This is a genomic window from Streptomyces sp. SS8, from assembly GCF_054072955.1.
On record NZ_JBSVCZ010000030.1, the window covers coordinates 1 to 23,233 of the forward strand.

The 23,233-nt window shown below is 74.3% G+C and carries 24 protein-coding genes; 13 read left to right on the forward strand and 11 right to left on the reverse strand.

Annotation, left to right across the window (positions count from 1 at the left end):
• Positions 1-119 precede the first annotated feature (119 nt).
• Both ACW69E_RS23930 and ACW69E_RS23935 read left to right on the forward strand, forming a co-directional pair.
• Positions 120-1,766, forward strand: a complete 1,647-nt coding sequence (locus ACW69E_RS23930) for a DUF4139 domain-containing protein (RefSeq protein WP_457500354.1) — start codon at positions 120-122, stop codon at positions 1,764-1,766.
• Between the two features lie 76 nt (positions 1,767-1,842).
• Entirely contained in the window at positions 1,843-2,124 is a 282-nt protein-coding gene (locus ACW69E_RS23935) for a Thoeris anti-defense Tad2 family protein (protein ID WP_457500355.1), read from the forward strand.
• Between the two features lie 62 nt (positions 2,125-2,186).
• Here ACW69E_RS23935 and ACW69E_RS23940 read toward each other — a convergent pair whose 3' ends face one another.
• Positions 2,187-3,488: an alpha/beta fold hydrolase gene (locus ACW69E_RS23940; protein ID WP_457500401.1), complete on the reverse strand. Its 1,302-nt coding sequence runs from the start codon at positions 3,486-3,488 to the stop codon at positions 2,187-2,189.
• Positions 3,489-3,786: 298 nt separating this feature from the next.
• Here ACW69E_RS23940 and ACW69E_RS23945 point away from each other — a divergent pair, with 298 nt between their 5' ends.
• Positions 3,787-5,166, forward strand: a complete 1,380-nt coding sequence (locus tag ACW69E_RS23945; RefSeq protein ID WP_457500356.1) for a GDSL-type esterase/lipase family protein — start codon at positions 3,787-3,789, stop codon at positions 5,164-5,166.
• 38 nt (positions 5,167-5,204) lie between these two features.
• Here ACW69E_RS23945 and ACW69E_RS23950 read toward each other — a convergent pair whose 3' ends face one another.
• Positions 5,205-5,987, reverse strand: coding sequence for an SDR family NAD(P)-dependent oxidoreductase (locus tag ACW69E_RS23950; protein ID WP_457500402.1), 783 nt, complete (start codon positions 5,985-5,987; stop codon positions 5,205-5,207).
• Positions 5,988-6,130: 143 nt separating this feature from the next.
• Here ACW69E_RS23950 and ACW69E_RS23955 point away from each other — a divergent pair, with 143 nt between their 5' ends.
• A complete protein-coding gene (locus tag ACW69E_RS23955; protein ID WP_457500357.1) occupies positions 6,131-6,925 on the forward strand; it encodes a phosphotransferase enzyme family protein in 795 nt (264 codons plus the stop codon).
• A 150-nt stretch (positions 6,926-7,075) separates the two neighbouring features.
• Positions 7,076-8,566, forward strand: coding sequence for an MFS transporter (locus ACW69E_RS23960; RefSeq protein ID WP_457500358.1), 1,491 nt, complete (start codon positions 7,076-7,078; stop codon positions 8,564-8,566).
• Positions 8,567-8,653: 87 nt separating this feature from the next.
• On the opposite strand, the gene ACW69E_RS23965 is transcribed toward ACW69E_RS23960, so the two are convergent.
• Both ACW69E_RS23965 and ACW69E_RS23970 read right to left on the reverse strand, forming a co-directional pair.
• Positions 8,654-9,631 carry a TIGR03557 family F420-dependent LLM class oxidoreductase gene (locus ACW69E_RS23965; RefSeq protein ID WP_457500359.1) on the reverse strand — a complete coding sequence of 326 codons (978 nt, stop codon included), beginning with the start codon at positions 9,629-9,631 and terminating at the stop codon, positions 8,654-8,656.
• Between the two features lie 184 nt (positions 9,632-9,815).
• A complete protein-coding gene (locus ACW69E_RS23970) occupies positions 9,816-10,271 on the reverse strand; it encodes a tellurite resistance TerB family protein (protein ID WP_457500360.1) in 456 nt (151 codons plus the stop codon).
• 703 nt (positions 10,272-10,974) lie between these two features.
• Here ACW69E_RS23970 and ACW69E_RS23975 point away from each other — a divergent pair.
• The 6 genes from ACW69E_RS23975 (at position 10,975) to ACW69E_RS24000 (ending at position 16,267) form a co-directional block, all read left to right on the forward strand.
• On the forward strand, positions 10,975-12,414 hold the full coding sequence (locus ACW69E_RS23975) for an endo-1,4-beta-xylanase (protein ID WP_457500361.1): 1,440 nt from the start codon (positions 10,975-10,977) through the stop codon (positions 12,412-12,414).
• Positions 12,415-12,637: 223 nt separating this feature from the next.
• Complete coding sequence (locus ACW69E_RS23980) at positions 12,638-13,114, forward strand: VOC family protein (protein ID WP_457500362.1); 477 nt, start codon at positions 12,638-12,640, stop codon at positions 13,112-13,114.
• Between the two features lie 357 nt (positions 13,115-13,471).
• A complete protein-coding gene (locus ACW69E_RS23985) occupies positions 13,472-13,909 on the forward strand; it encodes a hypothetical protein (protein ID WP_457500363.1) in 438 nt (145 codons plus the stop codon).
• Between the two features lie 115 nt (positions 13,910-14,024).
• The gene (locus ACW69E_RS23990; RefSeq protein ID WP_457500364.1) at positions 14,025-14,519 is read left to right on the forward strand and encodes a hypothetical protein; all 495 of its coding nucleotides are present in this window, start codon (positions 14,025-14,027) and stop codon (positions 14,517-14,519) included.
• 114 nt (positions 14,520-14,633) lie between these two features.
• Complete coding sequence (locus tag ACW69E_RS23995) at positions 14,634-15,374, forward strand: DsbA family protein (protein ID WP_457500403.1); 741 nt, start codon at positions 14,634-14,636, stop codon at positions 15,372-15,374.
• Positions 15,371-16,267 carry a cytochrome c biogenesis CcdA family protein gene (locus ACW69E_RS24000; RefSeq protein ID WP_457500365.1) on the forward strand — a complete coding sequence of 299 codons (897 nt, stop codon included), beginning with the start codon at positions 15,371-15,373 and terminating at the stop codon, positions 16,265-16,267. The genes ACW69E_RS23995 and ACW69E_RS24000 overlap by 4 nt, the downstream gene beginning before the upstream one ends.
• A 151-nt stretch (positions 16,268-16,418) precedes the next feature.
• On the opposite strand, the gene ACW69E_RS24005 is transcribed toward ACW69E_RS24000, so the two are convergent.
• A complete protein-coding gene (locus ACW69E_RS24005; RefSeq protein ID WP_457500366.1) occupies positions 16,419-17,099 on the reverse strand; it encodes a TetR/AcrR family transcriptional regulator in 681 nt (226 codons plus the stop codon).
• A gap of 121 nt (positions 17,100-17,220) precedes the next feature.
• On the opposite strand from ACW69E_RS24005, the gene ACW69E_RS24010 reads away from it, so the two are divergent.
• Positions 17,221-18,429 carry a cytochrome P450 family protein gene (locus tag ACW69E_RS24010; RefSeq protein ID WP_457500367.1) on the forward strand — a complete coding sequence of 403 codons (1,209 nt, stop codon included), beginning with the start codon at positions 17,221-17,223 and terminating at the stop codon, positions 18,427-18,429.
• A 9-nt stretch (positions 18,430-18,438) separates the two neighbouring features.
• Here the strand turns inward: ACW69E_RS24010 and ACW69E_RS24015 are convergent, their stop codons facing one another.
• The 4 genes from ACW69E_RS24015 to ACW69E_RS24030 all read right to left on the reverse strand — a co-directional run bounded on the left by ACW69E_RS24015 (position 18,439) and on the right by ACW69E_RS24030 (position 21,659).
• Positions 18,439-19,029 (reverse strand): tyrosine-type recombinase/integrase, encoded by a 591-nt coding sequence (locus ACW69E_RS24015; RefSeq protein WP_457500368.1) that lies wholly within the window; start codon positions 19,027-19,029, stop codon positions 18,439-18,441.
• Positions 19,030-19,107: 78 nt separating this feature from the next.
• Positions 19,108-19,776 carry a helix-turn-helix domain-containing protein gene (locus ACW69E_RS24020; RefSeq protein WP_457500369.1) on the reverse strand — a complete coding sequence of 223 codons (669 nt, stop codon included), beginning with the start codon at positions 19,774-19,776 and terminating at the stop codon, positions 19,108-19,110.
• A 136-nt stretch (positions 19,777-19,912) separates the two neighbouring features.
• Entirely contained in the window at positions 19,913-20,965 is a 1,053-nt protein-coding gene (locus ACW69E_RS24025; RefSeq protein WP_457500404.1) for an NAD(P)-dependent alcohol dehydrogenase, read from the reverse strand.
• Positions 20,966-21,092: 127 nt separating this feature from the next.
• Complete coding sequence (locus tag ACW69E_RS24030) at positions 21,093-21,659, reverse strand: rhodanese-like domain-containing protein (RefSeq protein WP_457500370.1); 567 nt, start codon at positions 21,657-21,659, stop codon at positions 21,093-21,095.
• A gap of 81 nt (positions 21,660-21,740) precedes the next feature.
• Between ACW69E_RS24030 and ACW69E_RS24035 the strand changes: the two genes are divergently transcribed.
• Positions 21,741-22,031, forward strand: a complete 291-nt coding sequence (locus tag ACW69E_RS24035; protein ID WP_206348061.1) for a metal-sensitive transcriptional regulator — start codon at positions 21,741-21,743, stop codon at positions 22,029-22,031.
• Positions 22,032-22,072: 41 nt separating this feature from the next.
• Here ACW69E_RS24035 and ACW69E_RS24040 read toward each other — a convergent pair whose 3' ends face one another.
• The gene (locus ACW69E_RS24040) at positions 22,073-22,837 is read right to left on the reverse strand and encodes a sulfite exporter TauE/SafE family protein (RefSeq protein WP_457500371.1); all 765 of its coding nucleotides are present in this window, start codon (positions 22,835-22,837) and stop codon (positions 22,073-22,075) included.
• Positions 22,834-23,193 (reverse strand): rhodanese-like domain-containing protein, encoded by a 360-nt coding sequence (locus ACW69E_RS24045; protein WP_457500372.1) that lies wholly within the window; start codon positions 23,191-23,193, stop codon positions 22,834-22,836. The genes ACW69E_RS24040 and ACW69E_RS24045 overlap by 4 nt, the downstream gene beginning before the upstream one ends.
• Positions 23,194-23,233 lie beyond the last annotated feature (40 nt).

Sequence of the window (23,233 nt, forward strand, 5' to 3'; positions counted from 1 at the left end):
GCAGTCGCGGGTGGACGCCGGTCCGCCCTGGCGGCGAACCGGCGTTCCCTGCCCTGCTCCGCAGGAGCTTCGTCTCCTCCCCGCTCTAAAGGACGGGGTATCCACGAAGGAGAGCCCCGATGACCCGAACACCCCAGGACACGGCCGGCCGCGGCGCGCCGGTCTCCCGCCCGGAACCGGTCCCCCTGCCGGTCACCGCCGTGACGTGCATGGAGGACCGGGCCCAGGTCGAGCGGTGCGGGAGCGTCGAACTGGCCGCGGGCGCGCAGCGGCTGCTGCTCGGCCCGGTGACGCCGCTGGCCGTGGACCGCTCCCTGCGCGCGGAGGTACCGGCCGGGGAGGGCGGTGCGGGCGGCGTCCGGGTCGTCGACGCCCGGGTGGTGCGCACATACGCGCCCCCGCGCCCGGGGCACCCGGGCGGGGACGCCTCGAAGCTGCGCCGCAGGGTCCACGCTCTGGAGGAGGAGCTGCGCGACGCCCGGTGGCTGCGGCAGCGGCTGGAGAGCCGCCTCGCGGTCGTCGCCCAGGCCAGGGCGGACCTGTACCGCGATGTCGCCGAGGGCGCCGGGGCCGGTTCGGCCGATCCGGAGCGCTGGGCGGACCGCATGGAGCGGATCGACCAGGAGGACGAGGCGCGTTCCGGGGAGCTGCGTCTGCTGCGGCGCCGGCTGCTCGGCGCGGAGGAGGAACTGGAGGACGCGCGCCGGGCTCTGCGGCGTACCGAGGAGGAGCCGCAGGAGCTGACGGCGGTCGTCGAGGTGGTCGTCGAGGCCGACCGCGCCGGGCCCGCCGTGCTGCGTCTGACCCATCTGGTGCCCTGCGCCCTGTGGCGGCCGGCGTACCGGGCGACGCTGGCCGGGGACGAGCGGTCGGTGCGCCTGGAGACCGACGCGGTGGTGTGGCAGCGCACCGGTGAGGACTGGAGGGGGGTGCGGCTGTCGCTGTCCACCGCCCGGCCCACCCTCGCCGCCGGTCCCCCGGCGCTGTACGAGGACGAACTGGTGCTGCGGGAGCGCTCGGCCGCGGAGCGGCGCACGGTGGAGGTGGATCTGCGCGAGGAGGAGGTGCGCACGGTCGGGGACGGGCCGGACGGAGACGGGGCGGACGGGGAGCTCCCCGGGCTGTCGGACGGCGGCGAGGTGCGGGTGATGACCGCCGCGGCGCCCGTCGACGTGGCCTGTGACGGGCGCCCCCACCGGGTGCCCCTGTCGGCGTTCACCGCGCCGTGCCGCACCTCGCTGGAGTGCGCCCCCGAACTGTCGCCGCTGGTGACCAGGGTGGCCAGGGCGGCCAACGGGGCCGGGCACGTGCTGCTGGCCGGGCCGGTGGACCTGGTGCGCGGCGGCGGGTTCACCGGGCGCGGCGAACTGCCGTTCACCGGGCAGGGGGAGGAGGTCTCGCTGGCCTTCGGCAGCGAGGACACCTACCGGGTGGTGCGCCATGTCGGGGAGAGCCGCGGCACCGCGGGCCTGAGCGGAGTCAACCACCGCACGGTGATCACGCGTACGGTGCGGCTGTTCGTCTCCCGGCTGGACTCCTCCCCGCAGGGGGAGGCGGCGGTGGTGGTGGTCCGCGAGCGCGTCCCGGTCTCGGAGGTCTCCGCCGTCGAGGTGCGGCTGCGGAGGGGAGCGTGCCTGCCGGAGCCGGACGAGGGCGTCGACGCGGAGGGCATGGTGCGCTACACCCTCCGCCTGGCTCCCGGCGAGAGGCGCGAGATCACGCTGGAGTACGAACTCACGGCCGCGGACGGCGTGATGGGGCTCTGAGGGGCTTCCGGCCTCCCATAGCGCATCCGGCGTCCGGTTCTCAAGACCCTCCCGGGCGGTCCGCTACGTTCGCCGCATGGACTTCTCCGCAGCCCTGGAGCTTCTGAGGGACGGCCGCCGTGTGGCGCGCCGCAGCTGGATCCAGCCGGGCAAGTACGTCTATCTGGAACCGGAGTCGGACTGCGTCTGCCCCGACGGGCGAAGCCGGCCGCTCGCCGCCCATCTGCGGTTCTTCACCGCCGACGGCACCGTGCAGGCCGGGGTGCAGCCGTCGCACGCCGGGCTGCTGGCCGACGACTGGTACGACGTCGACGCGCCGGAGGAGGCCGGCGGGGGCCGGGCCGGCGGCGGGGGCTGAGTCGGCGGCGGGCTGAGCGGCTCCCGCTGCACGGCGGCCGGCCTCCGGCCGGGTGGCGGCCGTCAGATCTCGCCGCGCACCATGGCCAGCAGCCGGTTGTAGACGGCGGGGTCCACCCGTACGCCGTCGTGCGCGTGGGCGTCGGTGATCCATGGACGCAGGCCGCGTACGGCGGCGGCGGTGCGCAGGGAGTGCTCGCGGTCGACGTACATGTCCTCGTGGTAGACGGCCGCCGCCACCGGCACCCGGTTGGCCGCCAGGCGGTCGGCGTCGTACAGCGGTGGCCAGTCGGTGCGCCCGGCGAGCAGGTGGGCGGCCTGTGCCAGCGGCTCCAGCGCCGGGTCCTCCTCGAAGTGCCAGGGGTAGACCATCTCCCCGGTGAAGCGCAGCGGCCCGCCGCGCAGGGCGTCGAAGACGGGGAACTCCTCGCGGACCCGGTGCGCGGACCAGGCGGTGGGCCGGCCGCCCCGGGCGTAGATGGCCTCGTGCAGGACGGCGTACAGGGGGTGTTCGGCGTAGGAGACGGCGGCCTCGACTCCGCGCAGGAAGGTGTCGGACAGCTCCGGTCCGCGCGCGCCCGGCACGAACGCGGTCTCCAGCAGGTAGTGCAGGGAGTCGAAGGAGGAGGCGCCGCCGAAGGCGGTGCCCAGGGTCTGGAAGCGGCGCACGGTCAGCCGTTCGCCGGTGGGCAGCCGTACGTCCTCGCGCTCCAGGTGCCCGGCCACGGCGTCGGCCAGGCGCTGGTCGCCGGGGTAGCGGCCGAAGTAGCGCTCGTTGTGGTCCGCCACACGGGTATAGGCGGCGCGGTAGACGTCGTCGGCGTGCGCGGTCAGGGAGGGCAGGCCGCCGGTGATCATCACCTTCTCCAGTCCCTCGGGTGCCAGGGACAGGTAGGTCAGGGCGCAGAAGCCGCCGAAACTCTGGCCGAGCACCGTCCAGGGGCGGTCCTGCTCCCCGTCGGCGGCGAGGTGGCGGCGCAGCAGCTCGGCGTCGCGGACGATGGAGTCGGCGCGGAAGTGCGCCAGGTGGGCGGCGGTGGCGGCGGCGCCGGGGAGGGCTGCGAGGGTGCGGCGGTCGGCCGGGGTGCTGCGGCCGGTGCCGCGCTGGTCCATCAGGACGACGCGGTGGTCGCGCAGCGCCTCGCGCAGCCAGGCTCCCGGGGCGTTCGGCCGTTCGGCCCGGTGTCCGGGACCGCCCTGGAGCCACAGCAGCCGGGGCAGGCCCTCCGCCTCCCGCCCGGCGGCGGTCACCTCGCGGGCGAACAGGGTGATCGCCGGGCCGTCCGGGCGGGTGTGGTCCAGGGGCACCCGGAGGGTGTGGTCGGCGCAGACGAGCCCGTTGTGGCGGTAGACGGCCGTGTCCATGGTGCTCAAGGCTCCTCGTGCCGGGGTCGGGGGTGCCGGGCGTGTGCCGGACGGCTCCGTTCGCACCGTACGCGGCACGCGCCCCCTCCGGTGCACGGGCCCCCGCGAACGGGTGCCGCCGGCCGGCGTCGAGGCGGTGTTGACGCCCCGGCCGGGGCGTTCCTACTGTGCGGGGGCGCGGTCCGCGCACCGCACGCTTCCCGCGCGTTCCGCTCTCCCGAACCGCCTGTCACCACGCACGACTTCAGCTCCTCGACGCCCGGTACGCCCACCGCACCAGCCGAACGAGAGGAAAGCCGTGACGTCTTCGCCGAGAGGCGGCGGACACCGCGCCCGCAGGGGCGGGTGGCCGGCCCCGCTGCTGATGCTGCTCGTCGCCCTGCTGCTCTCCCTGCTGTCGGCTCCCCCGGCCACCGCGTCCGGCACCGGCGCCACCGCGGGTGAGGCCGGATCGCGCGAGCGGGGGCCGGCGCACGGCCGAAGCGCGATCTGGAGCGCGAGTCTCCAGGGGGTGCACGGCGCCTCCCCCGACCTGACCGTGCGCAACATCGCCCGCGCCTCGGTGTCGGCCACCTGGCTGCGGGTGCGGATCGGCAACCCGTACGGCGACCGTCCGGCGGTCTTCCGCTCCGCCACGATCGGGCTGCAGCGCCGGGTCGGGGAGGCCGATCTCGTCCCCCGCTCCCTGCGCACCCTCACCTTCGGCGGGCGCGGCCGGGTGACCCTGGCACCGGGCGAGCGCGTCTACAGTGACCCGGTGCCGCTGCGGGTGTCCGCCCAGCAGAACCTGGCGGTCAGCCTGTACGCGCCGGGCGCGCCGGTCAACGACCACGCCTTCCCCCCGCCCACCCCGAACCCGCCCGGCAGCTTCCTGTCCCTGCCCGGCGACCACACCCGCGACACCGGTGACGCCTCCTATCCGGAACAGGACCGGGGGCTGTCGGACGAACCGGGCTACCACCCGGGTCAGTTGTGGTGGGTGGACGTCGTCGACGGCCGCACGCCCGCTGCGGGCACCATCGTCGCCCTGGGCAACTCCAACACCTCCGGCCACAACGCCACCGGGGGCGGCGACCGGTGGACGGACCTGCTGGCGCGCCGGATCAACGCCCTTCCCCCGCACCGGCGACTGGCCGTCGCCAACGCCGGGATCTCGGGCAACACCGTCAGCCGCCAGCCCAACCCCTACGACCCCACGGGCCAGTGCTGCGGGCCGCCCGCGCCCGACCGGCTGGAGGACGACGTACTGGACCTGGCGGGCGCGCGGTACATGATCCTGTTCGAGGGCACCAACGATCTGGGCGGCGGCGAGTTCGCGCCCCCGGCGCCGGCCGGGCAGGTCATCGACGCCATGCGGGAGATCACCGAGCGCGCCCGCGAGCGCGGGCTGAAGGTCGTCGGCGCCACCCTGATGCCCATGTGCAACGCCGCCGGAAGCGCCAAGGAGGCCAACCGGCTGGCGGTGAACGAGTTCGTGCGCACCGGCGGGCTGTTCGACGGTGTCGTCGACTTCGACGCCGCCGTCCGGGATCCGGCCGACCCGACCAGGATCCGCGCGGAGTACGAGGCGGACTGCTACCACCCCAACGCGGCGGGCCACGCGGCGATGGCGGAGGCGATCGACCTCGGTGTCTTCGGCCTCGGCCGGGAGAGGGCGGGCGCCGGCCGGGCCGCCTGACCGGCCCCGCCCGCCCCGGCGGACGGGGCCGGCCCCGCTCAGGTCCGCAGGTAGGAGGCCCCGTTGAGGTCCAGTACGGCGCCCGCGCTCCACTGGGCCCGCGGGGAGGCCAGCCACAGCACCGCCTCGGCCACCTCCTCGGGCGAGGCCACCCGCCCGTACGGGCTCTGCGCGCGGATGGCCTCCCCCTCGGGGCCGGTCAGGCGGTGGGTGACGCGTTCGGTGTCGACGAAGCCCGGCGCCACCGAGGTGACGGCGATGCCGTACGGGGCGAGGGCGACGGCCAGGGACTGGCCCAGCGCGTGGACGGCGGCCTTGGTGGCGCCGTAGGCGGGGTGGTCGGGCTCGCCCCGGAACGCCCCGCGCGAGCCGATGTTGACGATCCGGCCGCCGGTGCCCTGGCCGATCATGTGGCGGGCGGCGGCGTGGCTGAGGTTCGCCGTGCCGAGCAGGTTGACGTCCACGTGCCGCCGCCAGGCCGCGCACCAGTGGTCGTACTCCGTGGTCGCGGGCGGGTGCGGGGTGTTGACCGCCGCGTTGTTCACCAGGACGTCGAGGCCGCCCAGCGCCTCGGCCGCCGCGTCCGCGAGGCCGGCGGTCTGCCGCGGGTCGGCCAGGTCGGCGCCGAGCAGGACGTGCCCGTCGCCGGGCAGGGAGGCCAAGGTGGCCTCGGCGTCCTTCCGGCGGCTGCCGTGGTGCACGGCCACCGTGTCACCGTTGGCGGCGAACGCCCGCGCCACCGCCCGGCCCAGCCCCCGGGACGCGCCGCTGACCAGCACGCGCCGCCCGCTGCCGGGGAACGCGGTGCTGTCAGCGGCCACCTCGCCGGTGTCGGGCGTCTCGGATCCGTCGGGGTGCTGCACGGCAGGCTCCTGGGTGGGTCGCGGGTGTGGCCGTCGGGCCGTCGGCGCCCACACCCTAATCCGGGTGCGCGGGTGAAGGCGGGCGGGTGAGACTGGGCGGCGTGGAGCGTGAGGCGCGGGAGTGCGTGGAGGAGCCGCTGGCGGGCGGGAACGTCAGCGCGGGTGTCGTCCGGGTGGGTGACACCGTACGCCGCCCCGCGGGACCCTGGACGCCCGCCGTACACGCCCTGCTGGAGCACCTCCACGGGGCCGGGTTCCGAGGTGCGCCCCGGCCGCTGGGCGTCGACGACCGCGGACGCGAGGTGCTCACGTACCTGCCGGGCCGCACCGTGTGGCCGGATCGCTTCCGCTTGCTGGACCCGGTCCACCGGCTGGAGCGGGTGGCACGTCTGATCCGGGAGTTCCACGACGCCGTGGCGGACTTCACCCCGCCGCCCGGCGCCCGCTGGCAGCGGCTGATCCCCGCCGAGGGGCACGAGATCGTCGCCCACCACGATCTGGCCCCGTGGAATCTGGTGTCCGACGGCGGCCGGGAGTGGGCGTTCGTCGACTGGGACGGCGCGGCGCCCGGCTCCCGTCTGGAGGATCTGGCCTACGCCGCCCACGGCTTCGTCCCGCTGTCGGCGAATCCGGCCTTCCGGCGTACGGACGCCGGGGCGCGGCTGCGGGCCTTCGCCGGCGCCTACGGGCTGGACGAGGACGAACGCCGCCGTCTGGTGCCCCTGCTGGGGCGCCGCACCCGGGCCATGCACGACTTCCTGCGGGACCGGGCCGCCCACGGTGTCCAGCCGTGGGCGAGGCTGTGGGACGAGGGCCACGGGGAGACGTGGCTGCGCGACGCCGAGTACACCGAGCGGCGTGAGCGGCTCTGGCTTGACGCCCTGCTCGGCGGCTGAGGCCGCCGGAGGACCGGGGCGCCCGCGGCCTCGGCCGCATGCCTCCCGCGCACCCTCCCCGTACAGCCGCGTGTGGGCCATCCTCCGCCGGGAAACCGTGAGGAGCGCGCCGAGGCGCATCCCCTCGGCCAAGCGCCGGAGGGAGTGGAGATGGCGACTGACAACCCCGTGGAAGCGTCGGCCGGTACGGGCACGGTCACGACGTCCGTACCGGCCAGGCTCGACCGCCTGCCGTGGTCGCGCTGGCACTGGATGATCGTGATCGGGCTCGGCACGGTGTGGATCCTCGACGGCCTGGAGGTCACGGTCGTCGGCAACATCGCCGGGCGGCTGGCGGAGGAGGGCAGCGGTCTGCCCATCACCTCCGCCGAGGTGACCGGCATCGCCGCTGCCCTGTACGTGGCCGGCGCCTGTTCGGGGGCGCTGTTCTTCGGCTGGCTGACCGACCGCTACGGCCGCAAGAAGCTCTTCATCATCACCCTGGCCGTCTATCTGGGCGCCACCGCGCTGACCGCGCTGTCCTTCTCCAGCTGGTGGTTCTTCGCCTGCCGCTTCCTGACGGGCTTCGGCATCGGCGGCGAGTACGCGGCCATCAACTCCGCGATCGACGAGCTGATCCCCTCCAAGTACCGGGGCCGTATCGACCTGATCATCAACGGCAGCTTCTGGCTGGGCGCGGTGGGCGGCTCGCTGCTGTCCATCGTGATGCTGGACACCGACGTCTTCGCCCTCGACGTCGGCTGGCGGCTGACCTTCGCCCTCGGTGTCGTCTTCGGTCTGGCCATCCTGCTGGTGCGCCGCCATGTGCCCGAGAGCCCGCGGTGGCAGTTCATCCACGGGCAGGGTGACAGGGCCGAGAAGCTGGTGAGCGAGGTCGAGGAGGGCATCCGCGCCGAGAAGGGCACCGAACTGCCGCCGCCGGCCGGTGATATCACCATCCACACGCGCCGCAGTATCGGCTTCGGAACGATCGCCCGCACGGTCTTCTCCCACTACCGCAGGCGGGCGGTGCTGGGGCTGTCGCTCTTCATCGGCCAGGCGTTCCTCTACAACGCCATCACCTTCGGCTTCGGCGCGATCCTGACCACGTTCTTCGACGTGGGCACCGGTTCGACCGGCTACTACTTCGCCGTCATCGCCGTCGGCAACTTCTTCGGCCCGCTGCTGCTGGGCAGGTTCTTCGACACCGTCGGCCGCCGCGTGATGATCTCCGGCACGTACATCCTCTCCGGCGTGCTGCTCTTCGCGACCGCCTGGCTCTTCGGCGGCGGCCATCTGAGCGCCACCACGCTGACGGCCTGCTGGTGCGTGGTGCTGTTCTTCGCCTCCGCCGGGGCGAGTTCGGCCTATCTGACGGTCAGCGAGGTCTTCCCGATGGAGACGCGGGCGATGGCGATCGCCTTCTTCTACGCCATCGGTACGGCCGCCGGAGGCATCAGCGGTCCGCTGATCTTCGCCAGGCTCACCGAGTCCGGCGTCGTCGCGGACACCGTGCTCGCCTTCCAGATCGGCGCCGGTCTGATGACCGTGGCCGGGCTGGTGGCCGTCCTCCTGGCGGTGCCGGCCGAGCGGCGGGCGCTGGAGGACATCGCGGTGCCGCTGTCCGCGCAGGTGACGCCCGCTCCGGGCAAGCGCGGGTGACCCCGGCCCCGGAACGGGGCGGAGGGGCTACGGGAGGGGTGCCGCGGCGGTACCGCCGCGGCACCCCTTCCGCCGTGCGGGGTCCGCTCAGGAGCCGGCCGGGCGCGGCGACAGCGCGCGGATGCGCTGGTCCAGCTCACCGCTGTAGAACTCCATGAAGCCGTCCGGGTCGGGGCCGGCGTTCATCAGCACCAGCCGGTCGAAGCCCGCGTCGACATACCGCTGCGCCATCTCGGTGAACCTGGCCGGGTCCGGGCCGCAGGCGAAGTTGGCGAGCATGTCCTCCTCGCGGACGGTGGTGGTGGCGGCCTCGAAGTTGACCGGGTTGGGCAGTTCGCTCATGACCTTCCAGCCGGTGACGGCCCACCGCGTGGTCTCCAGGACGGCACGGGCCGCGGTGTGCTCGTCGGGCGCCCAGGCCACGGGCACCTCGGCATAGGCGGGGCCGGAGCCGCCGGCGTCGTGGTAGTGGCGCAGGATCTCCGGCTTGGCCTCGGTCGCGAACAGCCCGTCGCCGAGCTCGGCGGCGATCCGCGCCGACGGGCGGCCGCTGGCGGCCACCGCGATCAGCGGAAGCTCCTCGGGGAGGTCGAAGACCCGCGCGTCCTCCAGGCGCAGGTGCCTGCCCTCGTAGGACCGGTATCCGCCGCGCCACAGCAGCCGGATGATCTCCAGGGCCTCGCGGAGCATCTCGTGGCGCGCGGCGACGGCGGGGAAGCCCCGGCCGACGACGTGCTCGTTGAGCCGCTCGCCGGCACCGACGCCGAGGACGAACCGGCCCTCCGAGAGCAGGGCGAGCGTCGCGGCGGCCTGGGCGATGATCGCCGGGTGGTACCGCACGGTCGGACAGGTCACGCCGGTGGCCAGTCCGATGCGCTCGGTCTTCGCCGCGATGGTGCCCAGGACCGTCCAGGCGAACGGCGAGTGGCCCTGGTTGTCCAGCCACGGGTGGTAGTGGTCGCTGATCTCGACGAAGTCGAAACCCGCCTGCTCCGCGCGGACCGCCTGCCGGACGAGTTCGGCGGGCCCGAACGCCTCCGCCGCCAGTTTGTAGCCGATCTGCATCTGTTCCTCTGTCCCTCGCCGTACGTCGCCGTACGTCGCCGTACGTGGTGCCGTTCGGTTGCCGCTCGCGGCGGGTTCCCGCGTCACGCGGCGCGAAACGGCGCGCTGGGCCATGTGGACGAGGGAGGGCGGTGGGAGAGGAACGGGGCGCGAAGGTGCGGGGCGGGCCCCCGCGCTCACCGGCTCACAGATCGAACTCGTGCGGGGGCAGGTCCAGTGCCTGGCACACCTCGCGTACCACGGCCCGTTCGGCGAGGTCGAAGCGGCCGTCGGCGCCCGCGATGACGATGCCGATCTGGACGACGGCACGCGCCTCCAGCGGTTTCCTCCTGACCCCGGCGATCTCCCGGAGGGCGTCGGCCCTGCCCCTCTCGCGGTCGGCGGCGATCGCGTCCAGCCGGTCCTCGAAGAGGCCGTGCAGCTCGTCGGCGGGGAAGTTCCTCAGCACCTCGTTGTTGGCGATCAGATAGGCGACACGGCGCCGCTCGGCCGGATCTACCGTGCCGTCGGCCGCTGTGACGAGTGCGCACATCGCCATGGACGCGTCGCGGAACGCACCGCCTCTGAGCTCGTTCCTCCTCTCCTCCAGCTGGGCCTGCATCGTCTGTGCGGATTCCTTGAGGCGGTTCCACAGGGCCATGGGCACACTCCGTACGTCGCTCGGGAGGTCCGGGCCGCGCGCCGTCCGGACCGTCCGCCCGGCGGGGCGGCGCGGAGCCGCGGCCGTCCGCGCGCCGTTCGGCTCCGGGGGAAGGATAGAAGTGCCGCACCGGCTCCGGTGACATCGCCCCTGGCCAAGGGGGTGAACGCGCCGACCGGGTGATACGGCGTCACGATGCTTACGCACGTCGCCCTTTGGGCCTCCGGAAGGCCGAACGCGGATCGCTTTCCCACGGCCGGCCGGGTGTGAGCGGCGGATCGCCGGGCATGCGCACGGTACGGCCGCGCCCGCGACGCCCCTCCCCCTCGTCGCGGCGCGGCCTTGTGCTGTCCGGCCGGGTCCCGCAGCCGTCGGACGGGCCCCTCCTTCCGTCCGGAAAACAACCGAAACTTTCGCCCGATCACATGCCCCAGCTGAACCTGACCTCTCCTCAGGTACCTCAAAACCCTGGCCAATAAAGGGAAATGAACCTCGGCACCATCCGAAATTTTTCCGGAAGGAAGCATTGACGCTGACTCGCGGTCAGCGCATACTCCACTTCGATCGTTGCTGATCGCCATGGACCTGTCACCGACCTCGCGCCGGGCGGCGGGCCCAGGAGCCGCGAACGGCACCCACCGGCCCGACGGCGTCCCGTTCTGCCCCGGCAGGACGATGACGGGCCACGGATGAAGGGACCCCTGTGATCGACACCCCCCGCACCTCCCCGGAGCCCGGAACGCCAGGCCGGCGCGGCCGCTCCGCGCTGCGCAACGCGCTGGTCGTGGGCGCCACCCTGGCGCTGGCGGCCGCAGGCACCGTCACCGCTCTGACCGGCACCGCCTCCGCCGCCTCCACCCTGGCCGGGGCGGCGGCGGAGCAGGGCCGCTACTTCGGCACCGCGATCGCCGCCAACCGGATGGGCGAGTCGGACTACATGAGCGTCCTGAACCGGGAGTTCGACTCGATCACCGCCGAGAACGAGATGAAGTGGGACGCCCTGGAGCCCTCCCGCAACTCGTTCAACTTCGCCACCGCGGACCGGATCGCCAACCACGCCCGCAGCCAGGGGATGAAGCTGCGCGGCCACACCCTGGTGTGGCACTCCCAGCTGCCGAACTGGGTGACCAACCTGTCCGGGAACGACCTGCGCTCGGCGATGAACAACCACATCAACCGGGTGATGGGCCAGTACAAGGGCCAGGTCCACTCCTGGGACGTGGTCAACGAGGCGTTCGAGGACGGCTCCAGCGGCGCGCGCCGCAACTCCGTCTTCCAGCAGCGCCTGGGCAACGGCTTCATCGAGGAGGCCTTCCGCACCGCCCGGGCCGCCGACCCGGACGCCAAGCTCTGCTACAACGACTACAACACCGACAACTGGAGCCACGCCAAGACCCAGGCCGTGTACAACATGGTCAGGGACTTCAAGGCACGCGGCGTACCCATCGACTGCGTCGGCTTCCAGGCCCACTTCAACAGCGGCAACCCGGTGCCCAGCAACTACCACACCACCCTGCAGAACTTCGCCGACCTCGGCGTCGACGTCCAGATCACCGAGCTCGACATCGCCGGCTCCGGCTCCTCCCAGGCCGAGCAGTACCGCGGCATCACCCAGGCCTGCCTGGCCGTCTCCCGCTGCACCGGCATCACCGTCTGGGGCGTGACCGACAAGTACTCCTGGCGCTCCTCCGACACCCCGCTGCTCTTCGACGGCAACTACAACAAGAAGCCCGCCTACACCGCCGTCCTGGAGGCCCTCGGCGGCTCCGACTCCGGCGGGACCACGGGCGGCACCACCGGCGGCACCGACGGCGGGACCACCGGTGGCGGCGACACGGCCTCCTGCACCGTCACCTACGAGCAGACCGAACGATGGGGCGACCGCTTCAACGGCAGGGTGACCGTCAGGGCCGGCAGCGCCCCGATCACCAACTGGTCCACGACGGTGACCGTCACCTCGCCCCAGAAGATCTCCGCCACCTGGAACGGCACCCCGAGCTGGGACTCCAGCGGCAACGTCATGACCATGCGGCCCAGCGGGAACGGCACCCTGGCGGCCGGCTCCTCCACCAGCTTCGGCTTCACGGTGATGGCCAACGGCAACTGGAACGCGCCCCGGCTCGGTTCCTGCACCGCCTCCTGACCCCGGTCACGGCGGCTCCCGCACGCATCCCTCCCCCCACACCCGGTGGCGCGGCGGTCTCCGGACCGCCGCGCCACCGGCGCGTCGGCATTCTTCCGCATCCGCCGCCCCGCCCGGTGCGCCGCCCGCCCGGATCCACCGGGCGGGCGGCGATGAGTTCCGGCGGCCCGGCCGGTCCACCCATCGGAAGGCGTCCGGCATCCGCACACCAGGAGGGCATGCCATGCAGAAGCAGAAGATCGCGGCCTGTCTGTGGTTCGACGGCCGGGCCGAGGAGGCCGCCCGGTACTACACCTCCCTCTTCCCCGACTCTCGGATCACGGACGTCCAGTACTACGGCGAGGCCGGGCCGGGCGAGCCGGGATCGGTCATGACGGTCACCTTCGAGCTCGCGGGACGCGAGTTCATCGGGCTCAACGGCGGCCCGGAGTTCACCTTCAGCGAGGCGATCTCCCTCTCGGTGGACTGCGCCGACCAGGCGGAGGTGGACGAGCTGTGGGCCAGGCTCACCGACGGCGGCGAGGAGAGCGTGTGCGGCTGGCTCAAGGACCGCTACGGCCTGTCGTGGCAGATCGTCCCGCGGGAGCTGCCCGAGCTGCTGAGCCACCCCGACCCGGCGGTGTCCCAGCAGGTCATGAAGGCCATGCTCGGTATGAAAAAGATCGACGTCCAGGCCCTGCGGGAGGCCGCCGGAAAGTGACCCCCGACGTCTCCCCCGGTCCGAGCGGCCCCGGGCCGGGGCCGCTCGGACCGGGGGAAGGGGCGCCTCAGGCCGGAAGAGGCGCTCCACGCCCACCGGAGCGTCGGCCGCGTGGGCCCGCTCGCCCCCAAGGCCGGCCGTGTGAGGGGACTCCTGGACACTCGTACCCCAGGGGGTATAGAAACGGAGGCGGTGTCCGCGCCCCGGGCCCTCCCGCCCTCCGGCGGAAAGAGGGAAGATCCGCGGCCGACGCCGTCCTGTACGCTGCCGAGCGTCCCTGGTCACCCGGCGGACCTCACGTTCCAAGCCGCGTGTTTCACGCCGACCGAGCCCTGGGGGAAGGGGGGAGCACAAGCGATGCACGCCTTCCGTCGCTCCCGCGGCCTCTCCCCGTGGGCCGTCCGCACCCTGACCCTGGCCCTCGCGGCTCTGCTGGCGGTGCTCTGCGTCCCGGCGTCGGCCTCTTCGGCCCATCAGGGCCGCGCACCCGCCCCCGCCGGGTCCTCGCCTCTCGTGGCGGAGGCCCGCGCTTCGGGGACGCCCGCGTACACCGACCAAGCCATGACGGCGGCGACCGCTCCCGTGGCAGGCGACGGCGACTCCCCCTCGTGCTCCGGTGGCGGGGAAGCGCCGGCGGCCGTCCCCGCCACGGGCGCGGGGGACCCCGTGGCGGCGCCCGGGGTCCACGGGCGCCGCGTGCCCGCGGATCCCGGCATCCACGGCGCCCGGGCCCCCGCGGGCCGTGACGGGCCGGTCGCATCCGCCCCGCACGCCTTCACCGTCCTGAGGATCTAGACCTGTCCCGGGGCCGCCCTCCGCGGCCCCCGCCGCCGTCATCGTTCCCACGCGGTCCGCACACGGCCCCCTGTGGTCCACCGGTTCCGCGTCACGACAGGACAGGATCCCCTTCATGCTCTCCTCCCTCCCGCGCGCCCTGCGCACGGCCGGCACCGCCCTCGCGGCGTGGACCCCGCTGCGCTGGGGCGCCGCGGCGGGCGGCGCCGCCCTGACCGCCCTGCTGGTCGGCCTCCCCACCGCCGTCATCCCCAGCCCGCTCTTCTCCCGGATGACCCCGACGCTGTGGTGGAACTATCCGACGCTCGTCGCCACCGCTCTGCTGGCCGGTGTCGTCCTCGCCACCTACGTCGGGGCCCCCGCCACCCCCCGGGCATCGCGCTCGGGCTCCATCGGCGGTGTGCTGTCCTTCCTTGCCGTGGGCTGCCCGGTGTGCAACAAGTTCGTCCTCATCGCCCTGGGCACCTCCGGCGCGCTCAGCGTCTGGGCACCCATCCAGCCGTTCCTCGCCCTCGCCTCGGTCGCTCTGCTGGCCGTGGCGGCGGTGAAGCGGCTGACCGGCGAGATCGCCTGCCGCACCCCCGTACGGGACGCGGCCCCCGCGGCCTGACCGCCTCCCCGCGCAGGGGCTCCGGCAGGACTTCCGGCAGGTCTTCCTGCTGCCCTCCCCCTGCTTTCCACCTTTCTCGCACCCGTTCCTCCCTGGAGCTTCGCCATGCCCGCCATGTCCAGCACGTCCGCACGCCGCAAGCGCGGCACCCTGGCCGCCGTCGCCGTTCTCGTCCTCGCACTCGTCCTGGGTCTGGTGTCGGCCCTGGGCGCGGTCCCCGGATCGGGCGGTGACGAGCCCGCCGCCCGGGTGGAGACCCCACAGGACGCCGCACCCCCCGATGAGGACCTCCTCGCCCTCGCCCGCCGCGACGACGGCGATCCGAACGCCGTCGGCAGCGCCGACGCCCCCGTGGTGCTGATCGAGTACGCCGACTTCCAGTGCCCGTTCTGCGGGAAGTTCGCCCGGGACACCGAACCGGAACTGATCGAGAAGTACGTCGAGTCCGGCGTGCTGCGCATCGAGTGGCGCGACTTCCCGATCTTCGGGGAGGAGTCCGAGGCCGCCGCGCGGGCCGGGTACGCAGCCGGACGGCAGGGCAGGTTCTGGGAGTTCCACAAGCTCGCCTTCGGCGAGGAGCGCAAGATGAACAGCGGCCACTTCGCCGGGGACAAGCTCGTGGAGATGGCCCGCGAGGCCGGAGTGAAGGACCTGGATGAGTTCCGCTCCGACATGGACGGCGACGCCGCCGGCAAGGCGATCGAGCGCGACTCCCGGGAGGGCTACGAGCTGGGCGTCACCAGCACCCCGGCCTTCCTGGTCAACGACCGGCCCATCCTGGGCGCCCAGCCGACCGAGGTCTTCACCGACGCCATCGAGGACGCGAAGAAGGCGGCGGAGGCGCACGGCAAGTGAGCGACATCGGATATCTCGCCGCGTTCGCCGGCGGGCTGCTCGCCCTGCTCAGCCCCTGCAGCGCCCTGCTCCTGCCCGCCTTCTTCGCCTACTCCTTCAACAGCCCGTCCCGGCTGCTGGGCCGGACCGCGGTCTTCTACGGCGGCCTGTGCCTGACGCTCGTCCCACTGGGCGCCGCCGGCTCCTTCGCCAGCCGGCTGTTCTACGGCAACCGCGACCTGCTGGTCACCGTCGCGGGCTGGACGGTCGTCTCGCTCGGCATCGCCCAGATCCTGGGCCTGGGGTTCGCCTCGCGCCGGATGCAGACGGCCGCGGCCGGCATCCGGCCCTCCTCGCCCCTGGCGGTCCTGGCCCTGGGCGCGGTGTACGGGCTGGCGGGTTTCTGCGCCGGGCCCATCCTGGGCAGCGTCCTGACCGTCGCCGCCGTCAGCGGCAGCCCCTGGTACGGCGGTGCCCTGCTGGCCGTCTACGCGCTGGGCATGGCCGTGCCCCTGTTCGTCCTGGCCCTGTTCTGGGAGCGCTTCGAGCTGGGGCGCAGGAAGTGGCTGCGCGGCCGCCCCCTGCGCGTCGGGCGGCTGGAGACGCACAGCGTCTCGCTGCTGTCCGGCCTGTTCTTCATCCTGCTGGGCGCCGTCTTCCTGGTCTTCGACGGCTCCTCCGCGCTGCCCGCGCCGCTCGACGTCGACCGGGAGTTCGCTCTGCAGCAGTGGGTGACGGACTGGGGCGGCGGCATCCCCGACACGGCCGTGCCGGCAGGGATCGCCGCCCTGGCGGCCGCCGTCCTGCTGCTCCGGGCATGGCGCTCTCCCCGGCGGGGTGGCGACGGCGGCGAGGGGGACGACAAGGCGGACGGCGCGGAGCGGACACAGGAGGCCACCGGCCGGACCGACTGACACGGGCCCCTGTTCGGGTGCGGGCGGACCGTCCCTTCCGCACCCGACCGGCCCCGGCCTGCGGCCGAGGGCCCCCCGCCGCACGGTCGGCCGCCGGGGTGGGGCACCGCCCGTCCGCCGTCCGGCCCGGCGGTCCCGGGTGGAGCGGCCCCTACCGGCGGCCGGGCCCGGAAGGACCCAGTTCACGCAGCACCTGCTCCAGGGTGCCGAAGTCGACCGGCGGCGCGGGCAGGGGGCGGACGGGTTCGGCGCGCAGGCCGTCCAGCAGCAGGGCCAGACAGCGGCGCCACGCGGCGGGCTCGACCACCGCGGAGGCCGGTACCGCCCGCCCCAGCGCCGCCAGGGCGAACAGCAGGTCCTCGGCGGTGATGTCCGGCCGCACCGCACCCTGCTCCTGGGCGCGGCGGAGCAGAGCGTCCACCGTCCCGCGGTTGTGGGCCCGCAGCTCTTCCAGGGAGGGCGCCCCCTCGACTCCGGTGGTCATCAGGTCGTTGGCCCCCCGGTCGGCGGCCAGGCCCTCGAAGATCCCCTCCAGGTAGGTGGTCAGACCTTCCCAGGGGTTCTCGGCGAGCCGCGCCTCCTCCCCCGTGCGCAGGGTCTCGGTGAGCGAGTCGCGGAAGACCGCCTCGATGAGCGCGCCGCGCGTGGGGAAGTGCCGGTAGAGGGTGGCGTTGCCGACCCCGGCCCGCCGGGCGATGTCGTCCAGCGGCGCCTCGACACCCTGCTCGGCGTAGACCTCGCGGGCGGCGGCGACCAGCAGTTCCCTGTTGCGCCGCGCGTCCCGCCGCAGTGGCGCGGACCTGCCCGTTCCGCCTCTTCCGACCGTGCACATGGGCCGCACCCTAACAGCAAAGCGTGGACCGCTCCCCGTTTCACTGTTACCGTCGCGAAAACGGGGACCACTCCCCGGATTATTCGCCGACACGCTCCCACCCACACCTGGAGGCAAGCCCATGACCGTGCCCGACCTCGGTTTCCTGTCCCCCCGCGGCACGGACTTCACCGCCGACCCCCACCCCGTCCACGCCCTGCTGCGCGAGCGCGGCCCGGTCCACCACTTCCCCACCGACCGGACGAGGGGCGTCTGGCTGGTCCTCGGCCACGACGCGGTACGGGCCGCGCTCACCGATCCACGGCTGCGCAACGACATACGCCACTCGGCCGACCGGGAGGACGACGGCGGCCACTCGATCGGCCGGAACATGCTCCAGACCGACCCGCCCCACCACACCCGCCTGCGGCGGCTGGTGGCACGGGAGTTCACCGGCCGCCGCGTCGAGTCGCTGCGCCCCCGCATCAGGCGGATCGCGGACGATCTCCTGGACGCCGTGTCCGCGCGGGGCCGCGCCGATCTGGTCGCCTCCTTCGCCATGCCGCTGCCGGTGGCCGTGATCTGCGAACTCCTCGGCGTCCCCGCCTCCGACCGGGCCGCTTTCCGCGACTGGTCGACCGAGATGGTCCATCCCGCCGACCCGGCTTCCGGAAACGCCGCCGCACAGGCCATGACGGAGTACCTCGGCACCCTCGTCGAACAGAAGCTGAGAAGACCGGGCGACGACCTCCTGAGCAGCCTGGCCTCCACCGCCGCCCGCGGGGAGGAGGACCTCTCGCCCGGGGAACTGCTAGGCATGGCGTTCCTCCTGCTCGTCGCCGGGCACGAGACCACCGTCAATCTCATCTCCGGCGCCGTATACGCCCTGCTCACCCACCCGGATCAGCTCGGCGCCCTGCGCTCCGACCCCTCGTTGCTCGCGGGCGCCGTCGAGGAGACCCTGCGCCATGACGGTCCGGTGGTCACCTCGGCCCACCGTTTCACCGCCGAGCCCGTGGAGATCGGCGGCACCGTCGTCCCCGCCGGGGAGTCCGTGCTCGCCGTGCTGGCCTCGGCCTCCCGCGACCCGTCGCGTTTCCCCGAACCCGACCGCTTCGACATCCGCCGCGACACCCGGGGCCACTCGGCCTTCGGCCACGGCATCCACCACTGCCTGGGCGCGCCACTCGCCCGCCTGGAGGCCGCCGTCGCGCTGGAGAGCCTTCTGGAACGCCTTCCCGATCTCGCGCTCGACGCCGATCCGGCCGACCTCGCCTGGAGGACCGGAATGCTGCGGGGCCTCCGCCGCCTGCCCGTGCGCTGCTCCCCGCGGCGCCCCGGGGAGCGCTGAGGGCCCGCGTCACGCCCCGGCGGTGGTCCAGGCGCGGCGGAGCTGCTCGAAGCGGGTGGGCAGCGGAGGGCGCCGGCCGGCGTGGGCGGCGTTGGTGCGGTACACGAAGCGGCGCCAGGAGAGCACCAGGCCCTGCCGGGTGATGGGCAGCCCGGCCGCGACCGTCACCCCGTTGTCGTGTGTGTGGTGGACCGTCAGCAGCAGCGCCTCGGGGACCGAACCCTCCAGCTCGGCGCACAGGTCGGCGCGGACGTCCATCCAGCGGCGCAGCACCGGCACCGTGCCCGCGTCCAGGCCGTGCCGCCGCGGGACGCGGTGCTTGCCGTGCTCGACGTCCACCCATCCCGCCCCCAGATCCAGCGACCGCACCGTGCACCGCAGCAGGTCGCCGTAGCGTGCGCCGGAGGCCCGGGCCAGCCCGGTCACCACGGCCAGCCGTACCGTCTCCGGCTTCGCGCCCTCCTCCACGGCCTGGGAGGCCAGGGTCCGCCACACCCACTCGGCCTCCTCCAGGGACACCGGAGGCCTGGGGTAACGGGCCTCCGCCGCCCTGCCGGGTTCCTCAGCCTGTTCCGCCTCTTTCGCCTGCCCAGTTGTCATGGTCTCCGTTCCGGCCGCGCCCGCCCGGATTCCTCCGGCTCGGAGCTATCGTACGCTTGGCACATTATTTCCCGGCGATCAGTCGTCCGTGTGGATGCGGCGCCCGGTGACGCGTTCGGCGCGGACGACCACCCACAGGTCGCGCCCCTCTCCCCCGGCCCAGGGCTCGCCGGGCTCCTGGTCGGTCAGGCGGCGGGCCTCCTCCTCGCCCGCGGCCCGGGCCCGGCCCACGACCAGGACGCTCCAGCCGCGCCGGAAGGCGTCGTCCACGTAGTCGACCTCGAACGCCACCTCGTGCCCCACGGCCGCCGAGGGCGCGGAGCCGGGCTTGGTACGGAAGGCGATCGCGCCGTCCGCGACCTGGTAGTTCACCGGGATGATGGCGGGCCCGTCGGTGGTGGTGACCGCGATGCGCCCCACGCCGTGCGTGGAGAGCCTGGCCCAGCACTCCTCCTCGTCGAGTTCGAGGTACCGAGGGCGGCCCGCGGCCCGTCCCCGTCCGGGCGGGGTGTTGGCGCCGCCGCCACGCAGCCACTCCACGGAGGTCTCCAGGGCGGCGGCCAGCCTGAGCAGCCCCGGCCCGCTCGGGGCCGAGGGGTGCTCCTCCAGGTACTGCAGATATCCCGGCGCCATGCCGGCCCGTACGGCGGCCTCCTCGCGGGTGAGGCCCAGCCGCTCGCGCTGGAGGGCCACCCGCCGGCCGATGTCCCCGGGGTCCGGCAGCTCGTGGTGCTGCTTGTCGGGCACGGCCACCGCCTCCTTCCTCGAGCCCTCCGCCTGATGCGGGTTCCGCCGCGGCGATCGGGTACCCGTGCACGGGTACCCGATCGCGCCCCACTCCATGGGGGGCCGAAGGGGCATACCCGCGGACGGCGGGGGCGGGTCAGACCTCGGCGGTGGGCACCAGTACCGCCCGGCCGTCGACCCTGCCGTCGCGCAGCCGCTGGTAGACCTCACCCGCCTCGCCGAGGGGGTGCACCTCCACATGCGGGCGGATCCGCCCGGCGCGGGCGAGGGCGACGACCTCGGCCAGCTCCGGCCGGCTGCCCCAGTACGGGATCGACACCGCGGCCTCGAAGGGAACGGCCCCGAAGGTGACGGGCAGTGTGCCGCCGGCCAGTCCGACGACGGTGATGTCGGCCTCCACGGCGGCGCACGCGGCGGCGGTGGCCATCGTGGCGTCGGCGCCGACGCAGTCCAGCACCAGGGTGGCGCCGAGGCCGCCGGTCAGCGTGCGGATCCGGTCCGCGTCCCCCTCCCCGGCGGGCACGCAGTGATCGGCGCCCGCCCCGGCGGCCAGGTCGAGCTTGTCGGGGGCCAGGTCGACGGCGATGACGTCGGCCGGGCTGAGCGCCTTGAGCAGCTGGACGGCCATGTGCCCCAGCCCGCCCACGCCGATCACCACCGCCGCCGTTCCCGGCACCAGCTTGCGCAGGGAGCGCTTGACGGCGTGGTAGGGCGTCAGCGCGGCGTCGGTCAGCGGCGCGGCGGTGCGCGGGTCCAGGTCGCCCAGTGGTACGAGCAGCCGGGTGGAGGGGACGAGCATGTACTCGGCCATGCCGCCGTCCAGGCCCAGTCCCCCGCCGGCGGCCCGGAGTTCGGCGGCCCGGTGGCAGTAGTTCTCCGCTCCCCGGGCGCAGGCCGGACACACCCCGCAGCCCCAGGGGCCGTAGACCAGCACCGCGTCGCCCTCGCGCAGCCCGGTGTTCCGTGTGCCCGGCCCCAGGGTGTGCACCCAGCCGGAGGTCTCGTGGCCCAGGGTGAAGGGCAGGTCGTAGGGCAGCGCGCCGGCGGGCCAGTCCATGACGTGCAGGTCGGAGTGGCACACCCCGGCGCCCGCCACCTTCAGCAGGACCTCTCCCGGGCCGGGTTCGGGCACCGGGACCCGGGTCACCTCCGGGGGCTTCTGCCAGCCGGTGAGCCGCACCGCGGTCATCTCGGACATCCGCTTCCTCCCATCCGTACACGGCCTCGAAGCCGTCCCGCCCCGCGGTACCCCCGGAGTGCCGGTGCGACACCACCGGGCCGCGGGGCGGGCCGGAACGTACGGGAGGGGGCGCGGGTCAGCCGGCCAGGGCGGCCAGGGTGGCTTCCAGGTCGGCGGGCCGGGGGCGGTTGTGGGGCAGCTTGGCCAGCACGCGGGCCATGCCGCAGGTGTCGGTGAGGGCGGAGAAGACCAGGCCTGCGGCGATGCCCGCGGAGACCATGCGCGCGGCCGGCCTGCGGCGGCCGGCGATCAGACCCAGCAGGACCAGGGAACCGGCGGTGAGCCGGACCTGCCGCTCCATGGCCCAGGCGGTACGGGCGCCGGCGGGCCGGTGCAGGTCGTGGCCGCGTTCGTTCCAGGCGGCGGTGCCGCCCTCGAGGGCGGCGGCGGTGATGCCGTGCTCGGCCAGGACGGCACAGGCGGTCGCAGAGCGGGCTCCGGATGCGCACACCACCAGCAGGTCCCCGCGGGCGGAGGCGGTCCGCAGGGCGGGCAGTGCCTGCTGGAGGCGGTCCAGGGGGATGTTGTGGGCGCCGGGCAGATGGCCGGAGGCGTACTCGCCGGGGGTGCGCACGTCGACCACGGTCAGCTCGTGTATGCGGGAGCTGCTCTGTTCGACGGTGAGTGCGGGGGCGGTGGACATGTGTGAGATGTTTCCTTCCGAACGCGGGGGAGGACGACCCGGCAGGTAGGGTACCGGGCGGGGTATGAAAGGGGAGGTTCCGTGGAACTGGCGATGGCGGCCGAGGAACTGAAGACGGTGGTCAACCGGCTGCGCCGGGCGCAGGGCCAGATCGCCGGAGTGATCAAGATGATCGAGGAGGGGCGGGACTGCGAGGAGGTCGTCACACAGCTCGCGGCGGCCTCCCGGGCACTGGACAAGGCCGGTTTCGCGGTCATCGCCACCGGTCTGCAGCGCTGCCTGACCGACAGCCCCGACGGCGACCCCGCCGCCGCCCTGGACCGCGAGCAGATGCGTGCCCGGCTGGAGAAGCTCTTCCTCTCCCTGGCCTGATCCCCGGCCTCGCAGGTCCCGGCCGCGGGGCCTGCGAGGGGTCACAGCAGGGCGTCGGCGAGCATCACGGCGGCCACCGCCAGCAGCACTGCCGCGAAGACCCGCTGCAGGACGCCGGCGGGGACCCCGGCCGCCAGCCGCCTGCCGTCCCACGCGCCCAGGACGGCCGTGCCGGCGAAGGGCAGCAGCGCCGCCCAGTGGATGCCGTCGGCCGTATCGCCGCGGGCGGCCAGGGCCGCCAGTGCGTTCACCACGATCACCAGCAGGCTGGTGCCCACCGCGGCCCGCATCGGCAGGGCCAGGACGGTGCGCAGGGCGGGCACGGCCAGGAAGCCCCCTCCGACGCCCAGCAGTCCGGTCAGCGCGCCCAGCCCCGCGCCCGCCCCGGCGGTCCGCAGCGGCCGTGCGCCGCCTCTCTCCGCCCCGTCCGCTCCGGCCGCCGACGCGCCGCGGAACATCACGGCCGCGGCAGCCGCGGCCACGGTCGCGAAGGCTCCGGTCAGCACGGCGGGGGGCACCTCGCCTGCCACGGCGCCGGCGGCGGCCGCGGGCACCAGCCCGGCGGCGGCGAATACGGACCCGGCCTTCCAGCGCACCTGACGGGCCCGGGCATGTGCGGCCAGGGCCGTCAGCGACGTCGCGGTGACGATCAGCAGGGAGGCCGTGGTGGCCTCGGCCGGGGTGAAGCCGAGCAGGTAGATCAGGGCGGGCACGGTCAGGATGCTGCCGCCGGCTCCCAGCGCGCCCAGCGACCAGCCGACCACGGCCCCGGCCGCCAGGGCCAGGACCAGGGCCGGGACGGTCACGCGACGGTGCCGGGGCGCCCGCGCCCGTCGCGCACGGGCAGGCCCTGCCTCTCCCAGGCGGCCATGCCCCCGGTGACGTCCACCGCCTCCACACCGCGCTCGGCCAGCAGCCTGGCTGCCTTCTGCGAGCGGTTGCCGGAACGGCAGACGGCCACCACGGGCTTGTCCTTCAGATGACCGGGCAGTGGGGCGCCCTCGATCAGACGGGACAGCGGCAGATGGACGGCGTGCGGGGCGTGGCCGGCCTTCCACTCGGCGTCCTCGCGCACGTCCAGCAGGACGGCGTCGCCCCCGGCGGTACGCCGGTCGGCCTCGGCCGGGTCGACGCGGCCGGGGCCGCGGCGGAACAGGGACATGGTGCTCTCCGTAAGTCGTCAGGCGGCCCGGGAGGGCCGG

Coding starts and splice junctions, on each gene's coding strand:
- ACW69E_RS23985 (WP_457500363.1), top strand. CDS start 13,472: ATGCACGCCTTCCGTCGCTCCCGCGGCCTCTCCCCGTGGGCCGTCCGC.
- ACW69E_RS23940 (WP_457500401.1), bottom strand. CDS start 3,488: ATGGACACGGCCGTCTACCGCCACAACGGGCTCGTCTGCGCCGACCAC.
- ACW69E_RS23980 (WP_457500362.1), top strand. CDS start 12,638: ATGCAGAAGCAGAAGATCGCGGCCTGTCTGTGGTTCGACGGCCGGGCC.
- ACW69E_RS23935 (WP_457500355.1), top strand. CDS start 1,843: ATGGACTTCTCCGCAGCCCTGGAGCTTCTGAGGGACGGCCGCCGTGTG.
- ACW69E_RS24015 (WP_457500368.1), bottom strand. CDS start 19,029: ATGACAACTGGGCAGGCGAAAGAGGCGGAACAGGCTGAGGAACCCGGC.
- ACW69E_RS24005 (WP_457500366.1), bottom strand. CDS start 17,099: ATGTGCACGGTCGGAAGAGGCGGAACGGGCAGGTCCGCGCCACTGCGG.
- ACW69E_RS23965 (WP_457500359.1), bottom strand. CDS start 9,631: ATGCAGATCGGCTACAAACTGGCGGCGGAGGCGTTCGGGCCCGCCGAA.
- ACW69E_RS23990 (WP_457500364.1), top strand. CDS start 14,025: ATGCTCTCCTCCCTCCCGCGCGCCCTGCGCACGGCCGGCACCGCCCTC.
- ACW69E_RS24010 (WP_457500367.1), top strand. CDS start 17,221: ATGACCGTGCCCGACCTCGGTTTCCTGTCCCCCCGCGGCACGGACTTC.
- ACW69E_RS24045 (WP_457500372.1), bottom strand. CDS start 23,193: ATGTCCCTGTTCCGCCGCGGCCCCGGCCGCGTCGACCCGGCCGAGGCC.
- ACW69E_RS23995 (WP_457500403.1), top strand. CDS start 14,634: ATGTCCAGCACGTCCGCACGCCGCAAGCGCGGCACCCTGGCCGCCGTC.
- ACW69E_RS23960 (WP_457500358.1), top strand. CDS start 7,076: ATGGCGACTGACAACCCCGTGGAAGCGTCGGCCGGTACGGGCACGGTC.
- ACW69E_RS24030 (WP_457500370.1), bottom strand. CDS start 21,659: ATGTCCACCGCCCCCGCACTCACCGTCGAACAGAGCAGCTCCCGCATA.
- ACW69E_RS23930 (WP_457500354.1), top strand. CDS start 120: ATGACCCGAACACCCCAGGACACGGCCGGCCGCGGCGCGCCGGTCTCC.
- ACW69E_RS23970 (WP_457500360.1), bottom strand. CDS start 10,271: ATGGCCCTGTGGAACCGCCTCAAGGAATCCGCACAGACGATGCAGGCC.
- ACW69E_RS24025 (WP_457500404.1), bottom strand. CDS start 20,965: ATGACCGCGGTGCGGCTCACCGGCTGGCAGAAGCCCCCGGAGGTGACC.